Origin of the sequence: Pontibacter qinzhouensis, assembly GCF_008017455.1 — a bacterium.
Classification (GTDB): domain Bacteria; phylum Bacteroidota; class Bacteroidia; order Cytophagales; family Hymenobacteraceae; genus Pontibacter; species Pontibacter qinzhouensis.
In genome coordinates, this window is record NZ_VRTY01000008.1 from 25,208 (window position 1) to 44,952 (window position 19,745).

16 protein-coding genes are annotated in these 19,745 nt (G+C 49.2%); 7 read left to right on the forward strand and 9 right to left on the reverse strand.

Translation table 11 applies throughout. The features are described 5' to 3' along the window. Positions 1-9: 9 nt before the first annotated feature. From rseP to FVR03_RS03240, 5 genes are all read right to left on the reverse strand, one after another. Positions 10-1,323, reverse strand: a complete 1,314-nt coding sequence (gene rseP / locus FVR03_RS03220) for an RIP metalloprotease RseP (RefSeq protein ID WP_147920329.1) — start codon at positions 1,321-1,323, stop codon at positions 10-12. Positions 1,324-1,392: 69 nt separating this feature from the next. Beyond that, complete coding sequence (locus FVR03_RS03225; RefSeq protein WP_147920330.1) at positions 1,393-2,550, reverse strand: 1-deoxy-D-xylulose-5-phosphate reductoisomerase; 1,158 nt, start codon at positions 2,548-2,550, stop codon at positions 1,393-1,395. A 52-nt stretch (positions 2,551-2,602) separates the two neighbouring features. Further along, positions 2,603-3,514: an Rpn family recombination-promoting nuclease/putative transposase gene (locus tag FVR03_RS03230; RefSeq protein WP_147920331.1), complete on the reverse strand. Its 912-nt coding sequence runs from the start codon at positions 3,512-3,514 to the stop codon at positions 2,603-2,605. A gap of 31 nt (positions 3,515-3,545) precedes the next feature. Next, positions 3,546-3,785, reverse strand: coding sequence for a hypothetical protein (locus FVR03_RS03235; RefSeq protein WP_147920332.1), 240 nt, complete (start codon positions 3,783-3,785; stop codon positions 3,546-3,548). A gap of 21 nt (positions 3,786-3,806) precedes the next feature. Continuing rightward, a complete protein-coding gene (locus tag FVR03_RS03240) occupies positions 3,807-5,303 on the reverse strand; it encodes a GH3 auxin-responsive promoter family protein (RefSeq protein ID WP_147920333.1) in 1,497 nt (498 codons plus the stop codon). 167 nt (positions 5,304-5,470) lie between these two features. Here FVR03_RS03240 and FVR03_RS03245 point away from each other — a divergent pair, with 167 nt between their 5' ends. Together FVR03_RS03245 and FVR03_RS03250 are read left to right on the forward strand one after the other, a co-directional pair. Further along, a complete protein-coding gene (locus FVR03_RS03245) occupies positions 5,471-5,905 on the forward strand; it encodes an OsmC family peroxiredoxin (protein ID WP_147920334.1) in 435 nt (144 codons plus the stop codon). A gap of 60 nt (positions 5,906-5,965) precedes the next feature. Then, positions 5,966-6,469, forward strand: a complete 504-nt coding sequence (locus FVR03_RS03250) for a hypothetical protein (protein WP_147920335.1) — start codon at positions 5,966-5,968, stop codon at positions 6,467-6,469. 488 nt (positions 6,470-6,957) lie between these two features. Here FVR03_RS03250 and dnaA read toward each other — a convergent pair whose 3' ends face one another. The 3 genes from dnaA to FVR03_RS03265 form a co-directional block, all read right to left on the reverse strand. Beyond that, positions 6,958-8,382, reverse strand: a complete 1,425-nt coding sequence (gene dnaA / locus FVR03_RS03255) for a chromosomal replication initiator protein DnaA (RefSeq protein ID WP_147920336.1) — start codon at positions 8,380-8,382, stop codon at positions 6,958-6,960. Between the two features lie 106 nt (positions 8,383-8,488). Then, entirely contained in the window at positions 8,489-9,424 is a 936-nt protein-coding gene (locus FVR03_RS03260; protein WP_147920337.1) for a bifunctional metallophosphatase/5'-nucleotidase, read from the reverse strand. 9 nt (positions 9,425-9,433) lie between these two features. Beyond that, positions 9,434-10,192: a 5'-nucleotidase C-terminal domain-containing protein gene (locus FVR03_RS03265; RefSeq protein ID WP_147920338.1), complete on the reverse strand. Its 759-nt coding sequence runs from the start codon at positions 10,190-10,192 to the stop codon at positions 9,434-9,436. Positions 10,193-10,347: 155 nt separating this feature from the next. Between FVR03_RS03265 and FVR03_RS03270 the strand changes: the two genes are divergently transcribed. Then, positions 10,348-11,745, forward strand: a complete 1,398-nt coding sequence (locus tag FVR03_RS03270) for a T9SS type A sorting domain-containing protein (protein ID WP_147920339.1) — start codon at positions 10,348-10,350, stop codon at positions 11,743-11,745. 683 nt (positions 11,746-12,428) lie between these two features. On the opposite strand, the gene FVR03_RS03275 is transcribed toward FVR03_RS03270, so the two are convergent. After that, entirely contained in the window at positions 12,429-13,757 is a 1,329-nt protein-coding gene (locus tag FVR03_RS03275) for an amidohydrolase (protein ID WP_147920340.1), read from the reverse strand. Between the two features lie 384 nt (positions 13,758-14,141). Between FVR03_RS03275 and FVR03_RS03280 the strand changes: the two genes are divergently transcribed. The 4 genes from FVR03_RS03280 to FVR03_RS03295 all read left to right on the forward strand — a co-directional run bounded on the left by FVR03_RS03280 (position 14,142) and on the right by FVR03_RS03295 (position 19,655). Further along, positions 14,142-15,965, forward strand: coding sequence for a methylmalonyl-CoA mutase family protein (locus tag FVR03_RS03280; protein ID WP_147920341.1), 1,824 nt, complete (start codon positions 14,142-14,144; stop codon positions 15,963-15,965). A 187-nt stretch (positions 15,966-16,152) separates the two neighbouring features. Further along, the gene (gene scpA, locus FVR03_RS03285) at positions 16,153-18,288 is read left to right on the forward strand and encodes a methylmalonyl-CoA mutase (RefSeq protein ID WP_147920342.1); all 2,136 of its coding nucleotides are present in this window, start codon (positions 16,153-16,155) and stop codon (positions 18,286-18,288) included. 285 nt (positions 18,289-18,573) lie between these two features. After that, positions 18,574-19,161, forward strand: coding sequence for a metal-dependent hydrolase (locus FVR03_RS03290; protein WP_147920343.1), 588 nt, complete (start codon positions 18,574-18,576; stop codon positions 19,159-19,161). 89 nt (positions 19,162-19,250) lie between these two features. Then, a complete protein-coding gene (locus tag FVR03_RS03295; protein ID WP_147920344.1) occupies positions 19,251-19,655 on the forward strand; it encodes a hypothetical protein in 405 nt (134 codons plus the stop codon). Positions 19,656-19,745: the final 90 nt, after the last annotated feature.

Here is a 19,745-nt window from a genome sequence, read left to right on the forward strand (position 1 = left end):
CAAATCTTTTTAGAAGATCATCTTAAACACATCGTTAAAGATAGCAAAAGCCATTAAGCCGAGCAATATCACCATTCCCACTTTCTGGGCATTCTCCAAAAAGTTATCAGATGGTTTACGTCCCGACACAATTTCGTATGTTAAAAATGCTACATGCCCACCATCTAGCGCAGGTATCGGCAAGAAGTTCATAAACGCTAATACCATAGACAACATGCCTACAATCGACCAGAATTTGTACCAGTTAAACGTATCGCCAAAGATCTGGGCAATGCCAATCGGGCCGCTTAACGATTTAGAAGCCGACACCTCGCCACGGAAAATCTTGCCGAAACCTTTCAGGTTAGCCGTAATAACACCAAAGGCCTGGTTAGTACCGGCCGGTATAGCTTCGCCGAGGCTGTAGTCGCGGGTAGCGTACTCCAGCAGCGGCTTGTGGTAAAAGCCTAGTGTGCCATCTTCGTTTACCTGAGCAGTCAGCGGCTGAATTTTGCCTTCCCGCTCAACTTCTATCGGCACTTTTTTGCCGGAATTCTTTTGCAGCGCCTCCTGTAGTTCGTTAAAGAATGTTACATTTTCACCTGCGATTTTCTTAAACACATCGCCTTTCTGTATGCCTGCCTTGGCTGCGGCGCTGTTCGAAATTACCTCGCCTACCTCAAAAGGAACACGTGGCTGCACAAACAGCATGCGCTCTTTGTTGTCGGCTACTTTATCCATCAGGTCGGCTGGCACTTTCAGGTCGATGCGCTGGCCGTTGCGATCTACGGTATAGTAGGCATCGCGGCCAAGGAGCATATCCATCGAGTACACATCTTCAAACTTCTCCAGCTCTTTGCCATTCACGGCCACAATTTTGTCGCCGGTCTGGAAGCCGATTTCCCGGCCTATTTCGTTAGCTACCACACCAAATTTGGCCTGAGATGCTGGCAGGTAGCTTTCGCCGTAGTTATAGGTAAGGGCCACGTAAATAACAATACCTGTAATAACATTTACGATGATACCACCCATCATCACGATCAGGCGCTGCCAGGCTGGTTTGGCCCGAAACTCCCAGGGCTGCGGCTCCTGCTTCAGGGTTTCAGTGTCTAAAGACTCATCTACCATGCCCGATATTTTCACGAAACCGCCCAGTGGAATTAACCCGAGCATGTATTCTGTTTCACCTATTTTCTTACTCAGCACTTTCGGCGGGAAGCCTATGGCATATTTCTCAACGCGCATCCCGAACCATTTAGCAGCCAGCATGTGGCCCAACTCGTGCAGACCAACCAGAATTGTCAAGCCCAAGATGAGCTGGCCTGCCATTATTAAAATATCCATTGATAAAATTTAAAAAGTATGCTTTTTTAAAACGGCAGAAACCCTGCCTAACCTTTACTTAATGTATTTTTATTTACTCACCAGCTCCAGAGAGCGTGCACGGGCTTCTTTATCGGTTTGAACATAGTCGTCTAAAGAAGGATTCGCAATATACGCAACTTTCGCCATACAACTTTCTATGATATCAGACATCTCCAGAAACCCAACTTCTTCGTGCAGAAAAGCGCTTACGGCAACCTCGTTGGCAGCGTTTAAGATGCAAGGCATGTTACCGCCCTGCTCCATAGCATTGTAGGCCAGTTGCAGGTTCCGGAAGCTTTCGAGGTCGGGCTGTTCAAAAGTGAGCTGCGGGTAGTTCAGGAAGTTGAAACGCGGAAAATCGGATTTTAGTCTGTTGGGGTAACCAAGCGCATACTGGATAGGCAGTTTCATGTCGGGCAATCCGAGCTGGGCTTTTATGGAGCCATCCTGGAACTGCACCAGCGAGTGCACAATAGACTGCGGGTGCACCACCACCTCTATCTGGTCGTAGCGGAGTCCGAACAGCCACTTTGCCTCTATCACTTCCAAGCCTTTGTTCATGAGCGAGGCCGAGTCGATGGTAATTTTAGCGCCCATGTCCCAGTTCGGGTGTTTCAGGGCCTGCGCTTTGGTAACGGTGCGGAGGTAGGCGGTGTCTTTGCCACGGAAGGGGCCACCGGAGGCAGTGAGAATGATCTTCTCGATGGGGTTATGAAACTCACCGGCCAGGCACTGAAAAATAGCGCTGTGCTCCGAGTCTACGGGGTAAATGTTCACACCCTTCTTCCTTGCCAGCTCTGTAATCAGCTGCCCTGCCACTACCAACGTTTCTTTGTTGGCCAGCGCAATTTCTTTACCAGCCTCTATGGCCTTAATAGTAGGCTGCAGACCGGCATAACCCACCATCGCCGTCAGCACCATGTCGACAGTACTCATTTCTACGACCGAGTTCAGGGCATTAGCTCCGGCATAAACTTTTACGTCTTCCTGCTTCAGGGCATCGCGTACCTTTTCGTAATAGGCTTCGTTGCAGATAACGATGGCGTTTGGTTTAAAGGCTAGTGCCTGTGCTATTAGCAGGTCTGCGTTGTTGTGTGCCGTAATTACTTCCAGCTCAAAGCTGTCGGGGTTTGCCGCTATCACCTCCAGCGCCTGCGTGCCGATGGAGCCGGTAGAACCCAGTATGGCGATTCTTTTTCTCAAAATCTGTTTCTCTAAATGGCGATCGTTCCTGTAGCAGTTTGGCTGCAGAAACGAATTATTCTAATGAGTTACCCCTCGTTTGTTTTTTTAATGCTTCAATTTGTTCACGTGATAAACCTGTAAACAGAATAATCCTTTCGATTGGCTCATGCTCCTGTATCATGACACTAGCTACGGCATGCTTTTCTTTCTCTATCCCTTCCTCTATGCCTTTTTCTATTCCCTCTAGCAAACCTTCTTCTCTTGCCGTATCCAGGGAGTTCTTCAGGTCGCGGTAATATTTCAGGCTGTCTTCGTACGAGCGTACCTGGTCTGGGGTGAACCTGGCTATCTCGGCGGTCTCGAACAGCTTTTCAAAGACGCGTTCCCTTAATTTTTCCGGCCTTTTATCTAACCGGTTCAGGTTCCGGATCACGTAGAGCCACTTGTCAAACCTGCTCTCCAGCTCCTCCACAGCCTTGTTGAACTTGGGCATCTCCAGGTAGATGAAGGTGAGCTTGTTGTAAAACACCTCCTTGGTTTCCGTATCCGTCAATTTTATATCGTAGCGGAACTTGGCAGTATCGCTTTTGCCCTCGTCAAACACGAAGTCAAGAATGGCAATGGTATAGACGGCTTTCAGCTCGTAGTTCCAGTCGGCCCGTTTGGCCTGCTCTCTTATGGGGAAGGTGGAGTAGTAGACGGTGCGGTCTTTGAAAAAGTTCTGCTTGGTCTTCTGCAGCTCTACGATGAACTTCTCGCCTCGCTCATTTTCGCAATACAGGTCGAAGATAGCTTTACGGTCCAGGTCACCGGTTCCCAGATGCTCGCTTTTCAGGTAAGTCAGGTCTTTTATCTCTCCTTGTTCTTCTTTTAAAAGCACATTCAGAAAGTCAAGCAGCAGGTCTTTGTTGGGCTCCTCGCCGAAGAGCTTCTTAAAGCCATAGTCAGTGAAGGGGTTGATGTATCTTTCTGTAAATTCTGCCATTGTCTTGTCTTATACCCAAAGATACTCAATTTTAATACCAGCTGTTTTTGTTTTGCAACTCCTGCTTATCCTCTACAACCTTCTTTTCATTTTCCACCCGATCCGTTTTCAATAAGTAATTACCCAAAGTAGAAGCCACAGTAACTATAACATAAATGATGATGAACCACTTAAAGGTTTTCTTCCGATTCACCTTATTTTTCAGAAAAGGATAAAACAGAAAGTAGAGCACCACTCCCCCTACAAATACCAAACTTATTACTTTCAGCATCTTTCTTGTGTACACAAAGCCTTACTTCTGCACTGCCAACAGCCCGTCGGCCAGTGTCCGGTCGTTACTCAGGCGCGGTACCTTGTTCTGGCCACCTAGTTTGCCCTGTGAGCGCATATAATCTCTAAAGGTTCCGGCTGGCAGAGAAGTAACCTTCAGGTCGGCCAAAATGTTTCCGGTTATCAGGTCGTCGTAGTAGGTGTTGAGCTGTTGCATCTGCTTGTTCAGTTCCTGCTCAAAACCCTTCAGGTCGTGGGGCTGGCGGGCAAACTCCACCAGCCACTCGTGGTACGATTCGCCTTCATTCTGGCTCACGTAAGGTGCCACTGTAAACTCAAACAGCTCCACCTCCTGGTGCTTGCTAATGGTGCGCTGCATCGCTTTCTCTACTTCCTCGCCTATTACGTGCTCGCCAAAAGCCGAAATAAAATGCTTGATGCGGCCACTCACAATTACTTTGTAAGGCTTCAGGGAAGTAAACTTTACTGTATCGCCAATAGAATAGCCCCAGAGGCCGGCATTGCTGCTCACCACCAGTGCATAATTTACGCCCAGCTCTACCTCCCCGATAGTGAGGCGGGTGGGGTTCTCGTTAAAATATTCTTCTGTAGGGATAAATTCGTAGAAAATGCCGCTGTTGAGCAGCAGCAGCAGCCCTTTGTCGTTTTGCTCGTTCTGAAACGCAAAAAAGCCTTCTGAGGCCGGAAAAAGCTCAATAGAATCTATCTGCTTGCCAATCGACTCCATGAGTTTGGGCCGGTAGGGCTCAAAGTTTACGCCGCCGTACACAAACAGCGAAAAATCCGGGAAAATGTCTTTTATCTGTTTGCCGGTGCGCTTCATCAGCTTGTCGAAATACATCTGCACCCAGGGCGGAATACCCGAGATGAGCGACATCGGCTGGTCTATGGTTTCGTCTATAATCTTGTCGAGCTTGGTTTCCCAGTCTTCTATGCAGTTGGTGTCGTAGCTGGGCATCTGGTTGGTGCGCAGGTAGCCGGGTACGTGGTGGTTCGAGATACCCGACAAACGCCCTGTTTTAATGCCGCCTACCTCTTCCAATACCGGGCTCCCCGACAAAAACATAAGCTTGCCGTTCAGGAACTGCGCCTTCCCGGTTTCGTGGATGTAGGCCAGCAAAGAGTCGCGGGCACCGTTGATGTGGTTGGAGATAGAGTCGCGGGTAATCGGGATGTACTTGGTGCCGGAGGTGGTGCCGGAGGTTTTGGCCAGGTATAGCGGTTTTCCGGGCCACAGCACATCTTTCTCCCCTTCTTTTACGCGGTTAAAATAGCTTTTCAGGCCTTCATAATCTTTTACGGGAACTGCCTTCACAAAATCGGCATGCGACTTTATGCTGGCAAACTTGTGGTCGCGTCCAAAGTCGGTAGACTGTGCTTTGGCCAGAATATGATCAAATACAGCTTTCTGAGCTTCAACCGGATGCTGCATCCACTGCTGATGCTTTTTGTGTATGTACGCTGCGAAAGCCTTACTTAACCATGCTTTTACACCCATAAAGTTTATGTTAGTCCTGATGTAAAGATAGGCAGATAAAGCCTAATGGCATAAAGGGCCGTAAAGAAAATCAGGAAAGCTCCTGTTTTCTTTCTATTTCGGTATAATTTTCATAACCTTAGCTCTTCTTATAATGTTATACACTTTATAAAAATCAATCTAAAATTATGAAAGCACACAGAGCATCAGCCAAATGGAGCAAAGGCCTGAAAGACGGCTCAGGCCAGGTAAAAACAGGAAACGGCACCGTGGAGGCCAACTACACATTTAACACCCGCTTCGGCGACAGCACCAGCGGCACTACGCCCGAAGAATTGATAGGAGCCGCTCATGCCGGCTGTTTCTCTATGTTTCTGAGCGCTCTGGCTGGCAACAAAGGCCTTAGCCCGGAGTATGTTCAAACAGATGCCAAAGTGTATCTGGGCGAAAAAGATGGTGGTCCGCACATCATGAAAATCGAGCTCACCACCGAAGCCAGCATTCCCGGCATCTCAGAAGAAGATTTTCAGCAGCTTGCGCAGGAAGCCAAAGCGGGCTGCCCTATCTCTAAGGTGCTCTCTGCTGTACCAGAGATGACATTGAAAGCTTCTTTAAAAGCGTAAAATCGCTATATTGCAGCCAAGTCAGCGATTTTCGCTTATGTTTTACCTCATATAACCTCTATGTCGCCTACCAGTAACAATGCCAGATCTTCTTTAATCGTGCAGCTAAGCCCAACCAGAAATGCCTTGCTTTCTTTTATGGTTCAGTTTACGCTGGCGCTTTTTTGGCTGGGCTGGGCCGTGTACATATTGGCGCAACGAGACCCATTTAGTGAGAGCACACTACTGTACTATGTCTTTTTATTTGCAGCGCTTTCGTTCCTGGTGTACGTGGTGCTCCAGAACACCTCAGTGTTTGGCGTTCAGTCGTATATTGAGGTAACCTCGGAGTACATTGTGCACAAAGAGGGCGTATTCCGGAAAAAGGAATTGGCGACTATACCGCAAATTAAGGCGATTCAGCTAGCGCAGCGTTCTATGCTGATACAGGAGCGCGATGGTTCTGAACTGCTCCTGAACCTGCGGCAAGTCCGCAAGAAGCGCGACATAAGACGCCTGAAAGACAAAATACAGGAGCTAGCCGCAAAACATCAGTTCGAAATGAGCACCCTGGATTCTAAATAGAATGGCTTCGCCAAATTAAGAAAACAGCAGCCTCTGACTCTCCCAAGAATCAGAGGCTGCTGTTTTTTTGGCAGGTTTGTATTTTGGCTGAATCAGAATTTACAAAATGCAAGAATGTACAGAGTCTTGTTTCCAGCGCCAAAATTGAATCGCTGTGCATAGTTTCCGACTACGCTCTTTCTATAACTAAATTTATTTTTTGTCTTCTTGGAAAGATCTTATGGGCGAGCACCATTAATGATTGCGATAAGAGATAATAAGGAGCAATGATACCAACAGGCAGTGGCTGACACAAAAGCGGGAGAATGATAAAGCGACTACCAACTATAAAAAATGCGTAGTCGGAAACTACGAACAGCGGATTTTAAATCGGCCAAACAATAATCACAACAAATTATTCTAATGAAAACGGCCTCCAGAAAGATTTCAGGCTAATTTTACTCAAGGCTAAATTCTGATTTTGAATTTTTAATTTCAAATCAAAAGCCCTATCCTGCCTTCGATTTGAATTTCTTTTGCAGTTCCTGAATACTGGCTTTGAATTTTTTGTCGGTATCGATCATATCAGACACCGTTTGCACCGAGTGGATAACGGTACTGTGGTCGCGGCCGCCGAAGTGGTAACCGATGGATTTGAGAGAGTGGCTGGTAAATTCTTTGGCAAAGTACATGGCAACCTGCCGCGCCGTCACGATTTCCTTTTTACGGGTTTTGGCTTTCAGCGAATCGAGGCTTACCTGGAAGTACTCGGCCACGGTCTTCTGAATAAAGTCGAGGTTTACTTCTGTCTCAACATCTTCAATAATATGTTTCAGGGCCTGCTTGGCAAGCTCCAGGTCAATTTCCTTGCGGTTCAGCGACGATTGCGCGATAAGCGAGATCAGCACGCCTTCCAGCTCCCGCACGTTGGTATCTACGCTGTAGGCCAGGTACTCCACCACATTATCCGGAATATCGATACCATCGCTCTGCATCTTTTTCTGGATAATGGCCATACGCGTTTCAAAGTCCGGGCTTTGCAGGTCGGCGGTGAGGCCCCATTTAAAGCGCGACAATAAACGTTCCTCCAGCCCCTTCAGGTCGCGTGGCGGACAGTCAGAGGTCATCACTATTTGCTTGCCGGACTGGTGCAGGTGGTTAAAGATGTGGAAAAACATTTCCTGCGTTTTCTCCTTCCCGCTCAGGAACTGCACATCGTCTATGATCAGGATGTCTACGAGCAGGTAAAAGTTGGCGAAGTCCTGCACGTTGTTTGTCTTCAGAGATTCGATGAACTGGTTTACGAACTTCTCAGAAGATACATAGAGCACAAACTTATCGGGGTTGCTGTTCTTGATCTGGTTGCCGATTGCCTGCACCAAATGCGTTTTACCGAGCCCCACGCCACCATACACCATCAGGGGGTTAAACGAAGTGGTACCAGGCTTGTTGGCTACGGCATAGCCTGCAGAGCGGGCCAGGCGGTTACAGTCTCCTTCAATATAATTTTCGAAAGTATAGGCCCCGTTCAGCTGCGAGTTCAGGAAATTCCTGTCTATCGTCTTAGACTCGAATGGACTTTTGATGAAGTTTTGCTCAGGCCGGTAAGAGTTAACAACCGCTTGTGGAATTTTTTTGGTCGGAATGTTGACAGTCTGTGGCTTGTTAGAGTCGTTACCCCGATCCACGATAATAGAATATTCCAATCTGCCTTCGCTGCCAAGTTCGTGGTAGATGACCTTTTTTAGCAGACTGACATAGTGCTCCTCCAGCCATTCGTAAAAGAACTGGCTGGGCACTTGTATGGTAAGCACGCTATCGCGCAACGATATAGGCTTTATTGGCTCGAACCAAGTTTTAAAGCTTTGTTCGCCAATGTTTTCCTTTATCACCTGCAGGCAGTTGCTCCACACAGTTGTACAGTCTTTAATCATCCAATTTTCCAAAACTCACAAGATTCGTTTGGTGAAACAAACCTCTCCTTTATCGGCAGGGGGGTTACAAATTTGCTCAAATATTTCTAAACAAAAAATTATTTATTTACGAAGTTAATACAGGGTTATCCACACCCAGAACAGCTGTGCGTACGCCCACTTTTCGCTTTGTTTTTTTCTGAAACGTGAGGTCGATCCGGCCTAAAAAAAGACCCGACCAGCCTACCTGGTTAATCATGGTGTCGTGCCCGCTGTCGTGTCTGATCACTTCTGGCTCCTCCATAAAAGTATGGGTATGCCCACCCAGCACGAGGTCTATTCCGCTTACGCGCTGCGCCAGTTTCCGGTCGTCTATTTTTTCGCCCACATAACTGTAGCCCAGGTGCGAGAGGCATACCACCAAGTGGCATTTTTCCTGCTCGCGCAGCACCTGCACCATTTCCTGCGCCTTCTGCACCGGGTCGAGGTAAAGGGTTTCGGCGTAATTTTTTTTCCCTACCAGCCCCTCCAGCTTTATACCCAGACCAAACACCCCGATTCGCAGCCCCTGTTTCTCAAATACCTTGTAAGGTTTAAACTGGCCATTAAGTATGGTGTTGGAAAAATCGTAGTTCGCACTCAGAAACGGAAAACCGGCATGCGGCAACTGCCTTTGCAGCCCTTCCAGGCCATTGTCGAAGTCGTGGTTGCCCAGGGTGGCGGCATCGTAGCGCATCTGGGTCATGAGTTTGTATTCCAGTTCTCCCTCAAAAAAGTTAAAATAAGGGGTGCCCTGCCAAATATCGCCGGAGTCGAAGAGGAGCACGTTAGCCTCCTGCTTCCGAATGTCGGAAATAAGCGTAGCTCTGCGGGCCATGCCACCCATGCCGCCATATTGCCGGCCATCATCAGGAAACGGATCGATGCGGGAATGCTGGTCGTTGGTATGGAGTATGGTTAGTTTTATTTCCTGGCTGGCCGCCTCGGTGTTGAACGGAATGCCGAGCAAACTAATACCTGCCACCCCTGCTGCCGTTGTTTTCAAAAAGTTTCTTCTTTCCATGGTCGTGGGTTAGGGATGAAAGGTAACACGTGGCGCGGTGTCCTGTTTTATCTTTTTCTGGCTGGCAGTCAGCTTCCGGATGTGCAGCACAATGAGGTCGCGCATCAGAATACCGACTTTTTCTGATGCCAGTGCTTTACTGAACATGGTCATGTTATCGCCACCGTTTGCAAGGTAATCTGTTGTAACGACTGTGTATTGTTTTGCCGGGTCAAATGCCTTGCCGCCAATGGTAATGTTGCTTGCTTTGCCTTGCAGGGCGGTATAGGTGGCGTTGGCCATAGGGGCAATTCTGGTGCGGGCGGCAAAGTCGAAAAGCTCCTGCATGGTTGGACCATCGAGGGTGAGTACCAGCATCTCGTTCTCGAAAGGCATCAACTCAAACGCATTCCCCATGGTTACCTCACCTGCCGGTATCGGCGACCGGAACCCTCCGTTGGTAGCCACCGCCAGATCGATGGGCTGGTCGTACAGCACACGCGACTCTTCCAGCAACAGGTCTACTACAAAGTTGCCCAGTGGCGACTCGTAATCGCCTTTGGTAAGCTCTGCCTCCGAATACCCGATTACCTCCGACATCTGGGTGGTTACTTTCTCGCGGTAAGGTGCAATGGTAGCTTCGGCAGTGCCATCTTCCGGCAGGTTATGATCTACGGAAATATCTGATTGCGCTGTGCCAATGCTTGCCTGCCACGCGCGCGGCTGGCAACTGAACAGCAGCAACAAGAGCAGCCATGTGCTGGAACTGGCCCGGTATAGCTTTTTCATGAATAGAGGTTGAAGGTCGGAAACAAAATGCAAAAATACGCAGATACAACCAGCAGCGCAACCAAGTTTAAGCCATGTTTATACTTAAAGTCTAAACCTTGTTTTTCATGATTATATTGCTAATTTTATAAAAATTAATCCAAACTGCCACTTCTATGAAACAACTTCTATCGCTCCGGCTTCTCCTGCTGCTTTGCTTTTGCGGCCTGTGGTTTGCGCCAGCTCAGGCCACACACCTGCGGGGCGGTTATATTACCTATACCACCGATTCGCAGAACCCACGTCAATATCTTTTCAGAATGGTGATTTTCAGAGACGTTAGTGGCGTGCAGATCGGGGACAAGGTTTCTATTTTTGATGGTTTGCAGCAGGTAGAGGTATCCAAGCAAGAAGATACAGACCTTGGCGATAATATCAGCAGGACGAGTTACACCTGGAGCACCTCCTACCCTGCCGATGGCACCTACACTGTTACCTGGACAGGAATAAATCGTAACAGCAGCATTATTAATGTTGCGCAGCCATCTGATCAGCATTCTCTTTTGCTCCGCACCACCGTTACAGTTAGCGCCCTGAACCCGGACAGGCATGGCATCAGCTTTTTAAACCCTTCCAGCTCCGAAGCTTATGTGGGCACTCCTTTTAAATACAACCTGCAAGCCTACGATGCCGATGGCGACAGCCTGGTGTATACCCTCACCAGTCCCTACAGAATGGGAACCACCGGTACTGGTCAGGCAGTACCAGGCTACACGCTGCCATCGGGTATATCTGTTAACCAATTTGGTGAAATTAACTGGCCAAACCCAAGCACGCGAGGCGAGTATGCTTTTGCCGTGGAGGTGAAAGCTTACCGGAACAGACGCCTGGTGAGCACCAGCATAAACGACCTGCAGGTATTGGTGCGCAATGCAGCAGAAGCTCCGGATTTTACGCTTACAAACCAGAACCGGCTAATTACCGCCACAGGTCTGTATATTTTGGCTAAACCCGAATCGCCTCTAAAGCTCAGCTTCTTTGTTCGGAACCCCACGCAGCAAACACTACAGGTTTTAAACCCGGTAACTGAACTGCAGGAGCCACACCTGGTCAACCAGAGTTCTCTGCAGGTGATCGAGCGCGACTCGGCAGATGGTATTGTGAAGGAAATTATTTTTACACCAGACAATTCTCTCCGAAGAGGCTGGCCTTATGCCCTGAGCATCAGAGGCGAACTAAGTTCTTCAGGCAACACCACCACTGCTTACAAACGCGAATTTGTGTACCTGCTCATCGCCGACCAGCTTTCGACCTCGCTGCCCGACCTGCTCCCCGAGCTGGCGCACCTGCTCTACCCCAACCCGGCCGGCCGCCATTTTATGATTGAGGCTCCCGCTGCCGCAGGTGCTGTTTTCAGGCTCTATGCCCTCGATGGCCGGCTTGTGCAGGAGCAGCTACTGCAGCCTGGCAAGAACAAGGTTTTAAGAAAATCAGACCTCAGCACTGGCCTTTATACCTATAGCATCAGCAGCGAAGGTTACCGGAGCAGAACTGGTAAGCTGTTCTTTAGATGATAGATGATAGGCTGTAGATTATTCTGTCTGAACCAGGATTTAAAGGAGAATAGGAGAAGCAGGATGTTCGGCTTTGGCATGAGGTGGCTCTATTGGCTAAGATGAGATTTTCTTATAAACGCCCTGAAGCATTTTTTGGCTCATAACCTTTAGAAGGGCATATTCATTAGAATGATTGCTGGTGGCTGGAAGGCTAAATGGTTAGATTGTTAAATGGCTGATTTTAAGAAGAGCCGGAAAAACCTCGCAGCGTGTGCAGCTCCTGCGAGTGTCTGCACCAAAACAAGCAGAAGAAAGCTTGAAACCGGTTTCTAAAAAAGTCTGACCTCTTGTACCCTTGAGCCTAAAACCTCCCCAAAGGCTTCGGAAGGCCAAATTCATTTAAATAATTTGCCTGAGCAGTCAGCAACTTAAACCTGGCAGCACCAGGAAAAAGAGTAGTAAAGAAAATTAAAAGCCGTAGCTATTCCGGAAGACGCTCGCAGGTCTGGAAGACGCTCGCAGGTCTGGAAGACGCTGCGAGCGTCTTTGGAGCAACTTTAGTAAGTGCCTGGTTCTACAGAGTAAAGGCGCAATTATTCAAATAAAAATACCCTTCAGAAGATTTTTTAACTGAAATTTGCCAAGGGTCTACTCAACATTAATCTTTGTAGGCACATAGTTTTAGTTGAGAAAACCACACCTCACTTCTTCCCCTTCCCCTCCATATACGCCAGCGTAAGGCTGGTGAGAGCTTTTACGCCGGTTTTCAGGCTGCTCTCGTCTATGAAAAAGTCGGGGGTGTGGTGGGCTGGAGCGGTTTTAGGGTCCTGGCCTTTGGGCATACCTCCCAGAAAAACAAACAACCCCGGAATCTGCTGCTGATAAAAGGCAAAATCTTCGGCAATGGTTACGGCTTTCATGGGTACTGCCTTTTTGAGGCCGGCTACGGCTTGCAGCACCGGCAGCATCCGCTCTGTTAAGGCCGGGTCGTTGTAGGTAACGGGTGCCATCTTCTGGATGCTAACTTCTGCTGTGGCTCCGGCACTTTCGGCAATTTTGGTGGCAGTCAGGGTAATTTTGTCGTGGAGCTGCTGTTGCATGGCGGGGTTAAAGGCGCGAATGGTACCCTCCAGCAGCACCTCCTCCGGAATAATGTTGCTGCGCACGCCGCCCTGTATCCGACCTATGCTGATAACGGCGGCATCTTCGGTTAGCTGCACCTGGCGGCTCACGATGGTTTGCAGCGCGGTCACGATCTGCGCCGATATGGTTACCGGGTCCACGCCATCCCAGGGGTTGGCACCGTGCACCTGCTTGCCTTTTACTTTTATCTGGAAGTTGTCGGCACTGGCCATAACGCCTCCCGGCCGGTAGAGCAGCTGCCCCGTTTCTGCCTGCGAGTTCATGTGCAACCCGAAAATTACTTCCGGCTTTGGTCCTTTGCTCAGCACTCCCTCCTTCACCATCAGCGAGGCACCGCCTTCTTCACCTAAAGGAGCACCTTCTTCTGCCGGCTGAAAAATAAACTTTACTGTACCGGAAAGGTCAGCTTTCATACTGGCGAGTACTTCTGCGGCTGCCATAAGCATGGCCACGTGGGCATCGTGACCGCAGGCATGCATGACGCCCACTTCCTGCCCGTTAAAAGTCGTGCGCTCCTTCGAAGCGAAGGGCACATCTACCCGCTCTGTTACCGGCAGGGCATCCATATCGGCCCGAAGCGCGACTACCGGTCCCGGCTTGCCTCCTTTTAAAATACCGACCACACCCGTATGTGCCACTCCCGTCTGCACCTCCAGCCCTAGTGCCCGCAGGTGTTGCGCTATTTTTTCGGCTGTTCTGGTTTCGCGGTTGGCCAGCTCCGGATGCTGATGGAAATCGCGCCGCCACTCCAACATTTTTGGTTCCAGTTTGTCGGCCATGGCAGTGGCTCTGGCTGCTAATTTGCTGTTTTGGGCAATAGCCGGAGCTGTAAGTAGGGCAAAAGCAATGGGTAACGTATAGTGGAGGAAAAAGTAACGGTTCTTCATGTCTGGCTATGGTAAGATTAGAAAAGGCAAAGTACGTGATAAGTCTAAAATAACAGAGCTGTTTCTTGTCTGAATCACGGATTTATAGGATTCCGCTGATTGCAAAGATTACTAAAGCAGGCTGTTACCTGCATCAATAGAGAACTTGCTCTTATCTGTTATTCAGAAATTATTCTAATGAAAATGGCCTTCCGAAGGCTTTTAGACACTTTTACCGCCAAGGGTTTGCCTGTTCACAGATTGTAAAAGATGACATGCATGTTACAGATTTACTTTGCGAGTAGCTAAATCTTCCAAAATTTCAAACCTATAACCCCTCTCCTTGGTTTTTCTGTCGTACGGTATAATACGTTATCTTTACATAAAAATAGACCGAACCAGAAGATGGATGATAGCCCGCGATTAAAACACCTTTTTAAGGAGTTCAATCCTGCTCCTGTGGCTGCCTGGGCCGAAAAAGCACAGCAGGACCTCCGCGACACGCCGCTGGAGAACCTGACCTGGCATACCTCCGAGAGCATCAGCCTAAAGCCTTACTTTACGAGCGAAGATACCCGGCAGCTGCCTTTTGTGGGGCAGCGGCCCGGCGATTTCCCGTTTCTGCGCGGACGGAAAACCGGGAACAATAACTGGCTCACTATTCAGCAGGTAAAGGCAACAGGCAACGGTACAGCCGCCATCGATAAGGCAGCAAACGCCCTGACGAAAGGAGCAGATGGGATTCATTTCATTCTAAAAGACCACCAGGAGTTCGACGTGCCCTACCTCGTCCGGACCATTGATTTGTGCAAGCATACTGTTTCTTATACGCTGCACGATTCTCCGCACCTGTTTCTGGAGCGACTCTACGCACACCTGAGTCAGCAGAAAATTTCGCATCGCAACCTGCAGGGCTTTTTAGACTACGACCCGCTTACCCAGAGCGGCACCCTGGGCAAAACCGAATTAAAACAGCTTACCAAAACCCTGGAGCTAACCAAAGACAGCAGCGAGCTGTACGGCATTACGGTAAACGGCACCCGCTTCAGCAGCATCGGAGCCTCCACAGTACAGGAGATCGCCTATACCCTGAGTGCTGCCGTAGAGTATATCGATAACCTGACAACAGCTGGCGAAACGCTTGAATCGGTGCTGCACAACATGCAATTGCACCTGGCCTCGGGCACGAACTACTTTTTTGAGGTGGTGAAGCTGCGTGTGGTGCGGCTGCTGTGGGCTGCTGTGGTAGAGGCTTACAAAGCTGAACCTGCGCTTGCTGCAAAACTGCGTCTACATGCCTCCAGCTCCAGCTGGCACCAAACCACCCTCGACCCTTACAGCAACGTGCTGCGCGCCACCACAGAAGCCATGGCCGCCGTACTGGCAGGTTGCGATTCGCTCACGGTGCTCCCCTTCGACTCCACCTTTAAACAATCAGACGAGTTTTCGGAGCGCATTGCCCGTAATATTTCTATTATTCTGAAGGAGGAAGCTTACCTGCACCAGACCATAGATCCTGCTGCCGGCTCTTATTACCTGGAGTCGCTCACCCACGAACTGGCTTCTAAAGCCTGGAACCTGTTTCAGGAAGTGGAGGCACTGGGCGGTTTTAAGGCTGCCTACGAACATGGCTTTATCCTGAGATCGATCACAGAGGTCAGCCGCAAAAAATTTAGTGCATTGGCTATAGGCAAACAGGTACTGGTGGGCACAAACAAATACGTTAACTCGAAAGAGAATATAAACTTTGACCCGGAACAGCTTATACAAAGCGTTGATTTCGATACCACACGGGCTGCCTACCCTACCGAAGTGATGCGCATGGCTACCGAGCTGCACCTGCGTAAGCGCAAGCGGCGCCCCAAAGCCATTGTGGCTATTATCGGGGAGTCGGTACAGCGCCGGTCAGGAGCTACTTTCGCGCAGGAGTTTCTGCGTTGTGCCGGCTTCGAAACAGAGCTGCAGCCTTACGCAACCGTAGAAGCAGCTTCAGAAAAATTGCAGCAGGCCGAGGCAGAAGTTGTGGTTATATCGTGTGCGGAGGCAGCTTATGCCCGCGAGTTTGGTCCTACGTTTAAAGCGCACAAAGCCAAACCCATCGTAATTATGGCCGATGACCCCGAGCACATGAAAGAAGACCTGGTGGCAAACGGCCTCGACGAGTTCCTGTTCGAAGACTGCGACACGGCCACTATTCTGGACCTGCTGCACAAGCGGCTTCTTTCCTGAATTTTGAATGAGTGTATGCTTCTGAAATTTTGAATGAGTGAATGTTTTTTTACTCTGTCTTAGCTCAACCATAAAAAATTAATAATTATTCAATCATTCTTTAGTGCAGGCCTTCAGATAAACGGATCATTTCAAGATCAAAAATTCTTTCACTCATTTACTCATTCATTCAATCAATATTCACTACATGAAACCAGACTTTTCTACCATAGATTTACAGCAAGTAGCGGCTGCCACACACGGGCCCAAGGCTCCTTTGCCAGCTGCTACCTGGCAAACGGCAGAGCAGCTGGAACTGAAGAGTTTTTACACAATTGAAGACGTACAGGAGCTGGAGCACCTCGATTTTGGAGCCGGTCTGCCACCGTACCTGCGCGGACCCTACAGCACCATGTATGTACAAAAACCCTGGACCATTCGGCAGTATGCCGGTTTCTCTACAGCCGAGGAGTCTAATGCGTTTTACCGGCGCAACCTGGCTGGCGGGCAAAAAGGGCTTTCGGTCGCCTTCGACCTGGCCACGCACCGTGGCTACGATTCAGACCACCCGCGCGTGGTCGGCGATGTGGGCAAGGCCGGTGTGGCTATTGATTCGGTGGAAGACATGAAGATTCTGTTCGACCAGATTCCGCTGGACCAGATGTCGGTTTCGATGACCATGAATGGGGCCGTGCTGCCGGTTATGGCTTTTTATATAGTAGCAGCTGAGGAGCAGGGTGTAAAGCCGGAGCAACTGAGCGGCACCATCCAGAACGATATTCTGAAAGAGTTTATGGTGCGCAACACCTACATTTACCCGCCGGAGCCAAGCATGAAGATTATTGCAGACATTTTTGAGTTTACCTCTCAGCACATGCCACGTTTCAACTCTATCTCTATTTCGGGCTACCACATGCAGGAAGCCGGTGCCACCGCCGACATAGAACTGGCCTACACCCTGGCCGATGGGCTGGAATATGTGCGCACTGGCCTAAAGGCAGGCATGAGCATCGACGATTTTGCACCGCGCCTCTCCTTTTTCTGGGCTATCGGCATGAACCATTTTATGGAAATCGCCAAACTGCGCGCTGGCCGGATGCTCTGGGCCAAACTCCTAACACCATTTCATCCTAAAAACCCGAAATCGCTGGCTTTGCGTACCCATTGCCAGACCTCTGGCTGGAGCCTGACGGAGCAGGACCCGTTTAACAACATAACCCGCACTTGCGTGGAGGCGCTGGCTGCTGCCTTAGGTGGTACCCAAAGCCTGCACACCAATGCGCTGGATGAGGCCATTGCTCTACCAACCGATTTTTCGGCCCGCATTGCCCGCAACACGCAGCTGTACCTGCAGGAAGAAACCAATATTACCAAAGTAGTAGACCCCTGGGGTGGCTCTTATTATGTTGAATCGTTGACGCATGAGCTGGCTAATAAAGCTTGGGCTCTGATAGAGGAAGTAGAGGAACTTGGCGGCATGGCCAAAGCCATTGAAATAGGCTTACCCAAGATGCGAATAGAGGAAGCAGCAGCCCGAAAGCAAGCCCGTATCGATTCGGGTAAGGATGTAATAGTGGGTGTGAACAAGTATCGCCCGGAATCAGTACAGGAAATCGATATTCTGGATATTGATAACACTGCGGTGCGTGAATCGCAGTTGCAGCGGCTGGCACAGGTAAAGGAAACTCGAAACCAGGAGGCAGTGCAAAAGGCTCTGGCAGCCTTAACGGCTGCTGCTCAGACTGGTTCTGGCAATTTGCTGGCACTGGCAGTAGAAGCTGCCCGCCACCGCGCTACCTTAGGCGAGATATCGGATGCCTTGGAAAAAGTATATGGAAGACATAAAGCCGTGATACGATCTATTTCAGGAGTTTACGCAGCAGAACTCTCCGACGATGAGAACTTTGCCCGTGCAAAAGCGCTGGCAGACAAATTTGATGCACAGGAAGGTCGCCGCCCCCGCATGATGGTGGCCAAAATGGGCCAGGACGGCCACGACCGTGGTTCCAAAATAATTGCCACCTCCTTTGCCGACCTCGGCTTCGATGTAGATATTGGCCCACTGTTCCAGACACCTGCCGAAGTAGCCATGCAAGCCGCCGAAAACGATGTGCACGTGGTGGGGGTATCGTCGTTAGCGGCTGGGCATAAAACACTGGTGCCACAACTGATAGAAGAACTCCGCAAACTGGCCCGCGAAGACATTATGGTGATAGTAGGCGGTGTGATTCCGGCCCAGGATTACCAGTTCCTCTACGATGCCGGAGTAGCTGGCGTGTTCGGCCCGGGCACTATTATTTCGGTAGCCGCACAGGATATTCTGGAGAAGCTGATGAAGGGGTAGTATAATACCAAATAGCATAAAGGCACTTCCATAGCATTTGCTCATCTCTTTTCGCGGTCATTTGTGGCTCTCTCCCACAAGATCTTTCCAAGATGACAGAAAAATAGATGCAGTTATGGAAAGAGGTTTGTGCGATTTGGTATAATTATAACATTTATACTGGCGCGGAAGTTACTTCCGTGACCTGCCAATAAAAGCGAGTTTGTAACTCGCGTGAACCACCACTCACAGCTACTGCTGCTTCCACAAGTACGACTTTATCCGTATCTTCACTTCAAAAAAAGGATGGCATCAGCGTTTGCGCATGCTCTGGCGGCAGTCGCCATTGGTAAAGCATATTCCGGCAGGCTTACCTCTGCTAAATTCTGGTTTCTGGGCATCGTGTGTGCTATTGTTCCGGATGCGGATGTGGTGATGTTTAAGCTGGGAGTACCTTATGAACATGCACTGGGCCACAGAGGCTTTTCTCACTCGTTGGTGTTTGCTTTGCTGTTGGGCATCATCATAACAGCTATCTTTTACAGGAATATTAAACTCACTAGCCAAAAGGGTTTACTGCTTATCCTCTTTTTCTCGCTCTGCACGGCTTCCCATATTTTGCTCGATGCCTTAACCAATGGAGGCTTAGGGGTTGCCGTATTTGCACCCTTCAATAATACCCGTTATTTTCTGCCCTGGCGGCCAATCCAAGTTTCGCCAATTGGAGTTGGCAACTTCTTTAGCGAGTGGGGCTGGCGGGTTATTAAAAGTGAACTGGTCTGGGTGGGTATTCCTTCGGCCGTTTATATGCTACTGACCTCATTACTAAAATCAAGAAAACTTAAACAAAGGCGCCCAAGCCCTGATAGTCAGATCAGCAACAAATTATTCTAATGAAAAGAGCCTTCCAGAGGCAATCTGGCTAGTTTTGCTCTGGTTCCAAACCCGACAGCCTCATCCTTATCAAACGTTAGATTTCCCTTATGAAAATAAAAACGATTCTTATCCTGATCGCTGCAGCCCTAATCATCTGGTTCATTTTCGATTCTTTCTCACAGCCCGGTCCGCAGGATTTGGAGGGTGATTTCAAGGAAATAGCTATGTACCGAAACGAGAACAATACAGGTCCTATTGTGCGTGTATATGCCATAACAGTAACCGACACGCTGTGGCAGGAAATGCAGCAGTATGGCGACTTTATGCCACACACTAAATACGGCAACACCAAAGTTTATTTTTTCAGGCAAGGTTCTCCGGTTCCTCAACAGGTAACTCCAGGCGAAGAAAACATAGCAGCTGCCTACCAGGAACATTGCCTGGCCCGTTACGAGAAAGACGCCATGGGGCAGGTGTCGTTTGTGAGGCAGCCTTTCCAGCCAAAGAACTAAGCCTGTCTCCGCGTCTACTTACCCTTGGCCTCTAAAGGAGCAAAAAGCTTCTGGAGGGCATTTTGATTCGAATAATTTGATTTTTCATTG

Bases quoted from the DNA above. Each gene is read 5' to 3' on its own strand.
- FVR03_RS03290 (WP_147920343.1), top strand. From the start codon at position 18,574: ATGGCATCAGCGTTTGCGCATGCTCTGGCGGCAGTCGCCATTGGTAAA.
- FVR03_RS03295 (WP_147920344.1), top strand. From the start codon at position 19,251: ATGAAAATAAAAACGATTCTTATCCTGATCGCTGCAGCCCTAATCATC.
- FVR03_RS03275 (WP_147920340.1), bottom strand. From the start codon at position 13,757: ATGAAGAACCGTTACTTTTTCCTCCACTATACGTTACCCATTGCTTTT.
- dnaA (WP_147920336.1), bottom strand. From the start codon at position 8,382: ATGATTAAAGACTGTACAACTGTGTGGAGCAACTGCCTGCAGGTGATA.
- scpA (WP_147920342.1), top strand. From the start codon at position 16,153: ATGAAACCAGACTTTTCTACCATAGATTTACAGCAAGTAGCGGCTGCC.
- FVR03_RS03280 (WP_147920341.1), top strand. From the start codon at position 14,142: ATGGATGATAGCCCGCGATTAAAACACCTTTTTAAGGAGTTCAATCCT.
- FVR03_RS03265 (WP_147920338.1), bottom strand. From the start codon at position 10,192: ATGAAAAAGCTATACCGGGCCAGTTCCAGCACATGGCTGCTCTTGTTG.
- FVR03_RS03240 (WP_147920333.1), bottom strand. From the start codon at position 5,303: ATGGGTGTAAAAGCATGGTTAAGTAAGGCTTTCGCAGCGTACATACAC.
- FVR03_RS03245 (WP_147920334.1), top strand. From the start codon at position 5,471: ATGAAAGCACACAGAGCATCAGCCAAATGGAGCAAAGGCCTGAAAGAC.
- FVR03_RS03235 (WP_147920332.1), bottom strand. From the start codon at position 3,785: ATGCTGAAAGTAATAAGTTTGGTATTTGTAGGGGGAGTGGTGCTCTAC.
- FVR03_RS03260 (WP_147920337.1), bottom strand. From the start codon at position 9,424: ATGGAAAGAAGAAACTTTTTGAAAACAACGGCAGCAGGGGTGGCAGGT.
- rseP (WP_147920329.1), bottom strand. From the start codon at position 1,323: ATGGATATTTTAATAATGGCAGGCCAGCTCATCTTGGGCTTGACAATT.
- FVR03_RS03270 (WP_147920339.1), top strand. From the start codon at position 10,348: ATGAAACAACTTCTATCGCTCCGGCTTCTCCTGCTGCTTTGCTTTTGC.
- FVR03_RS03250 (WP_147920335.1), top strand. From the start codon at position 5,966: ATGTCGCCTACCAGTAACAATGCCAGATCTTCTTTAATCGTGCAGCTA.
- FVR03_RS03230 (WP_147920331.1), bottom strand. From the start codon at position 3,514: ATGGCAGAATTTACAGAAAGATACATCAACCCCTTCACTGACTATGGC.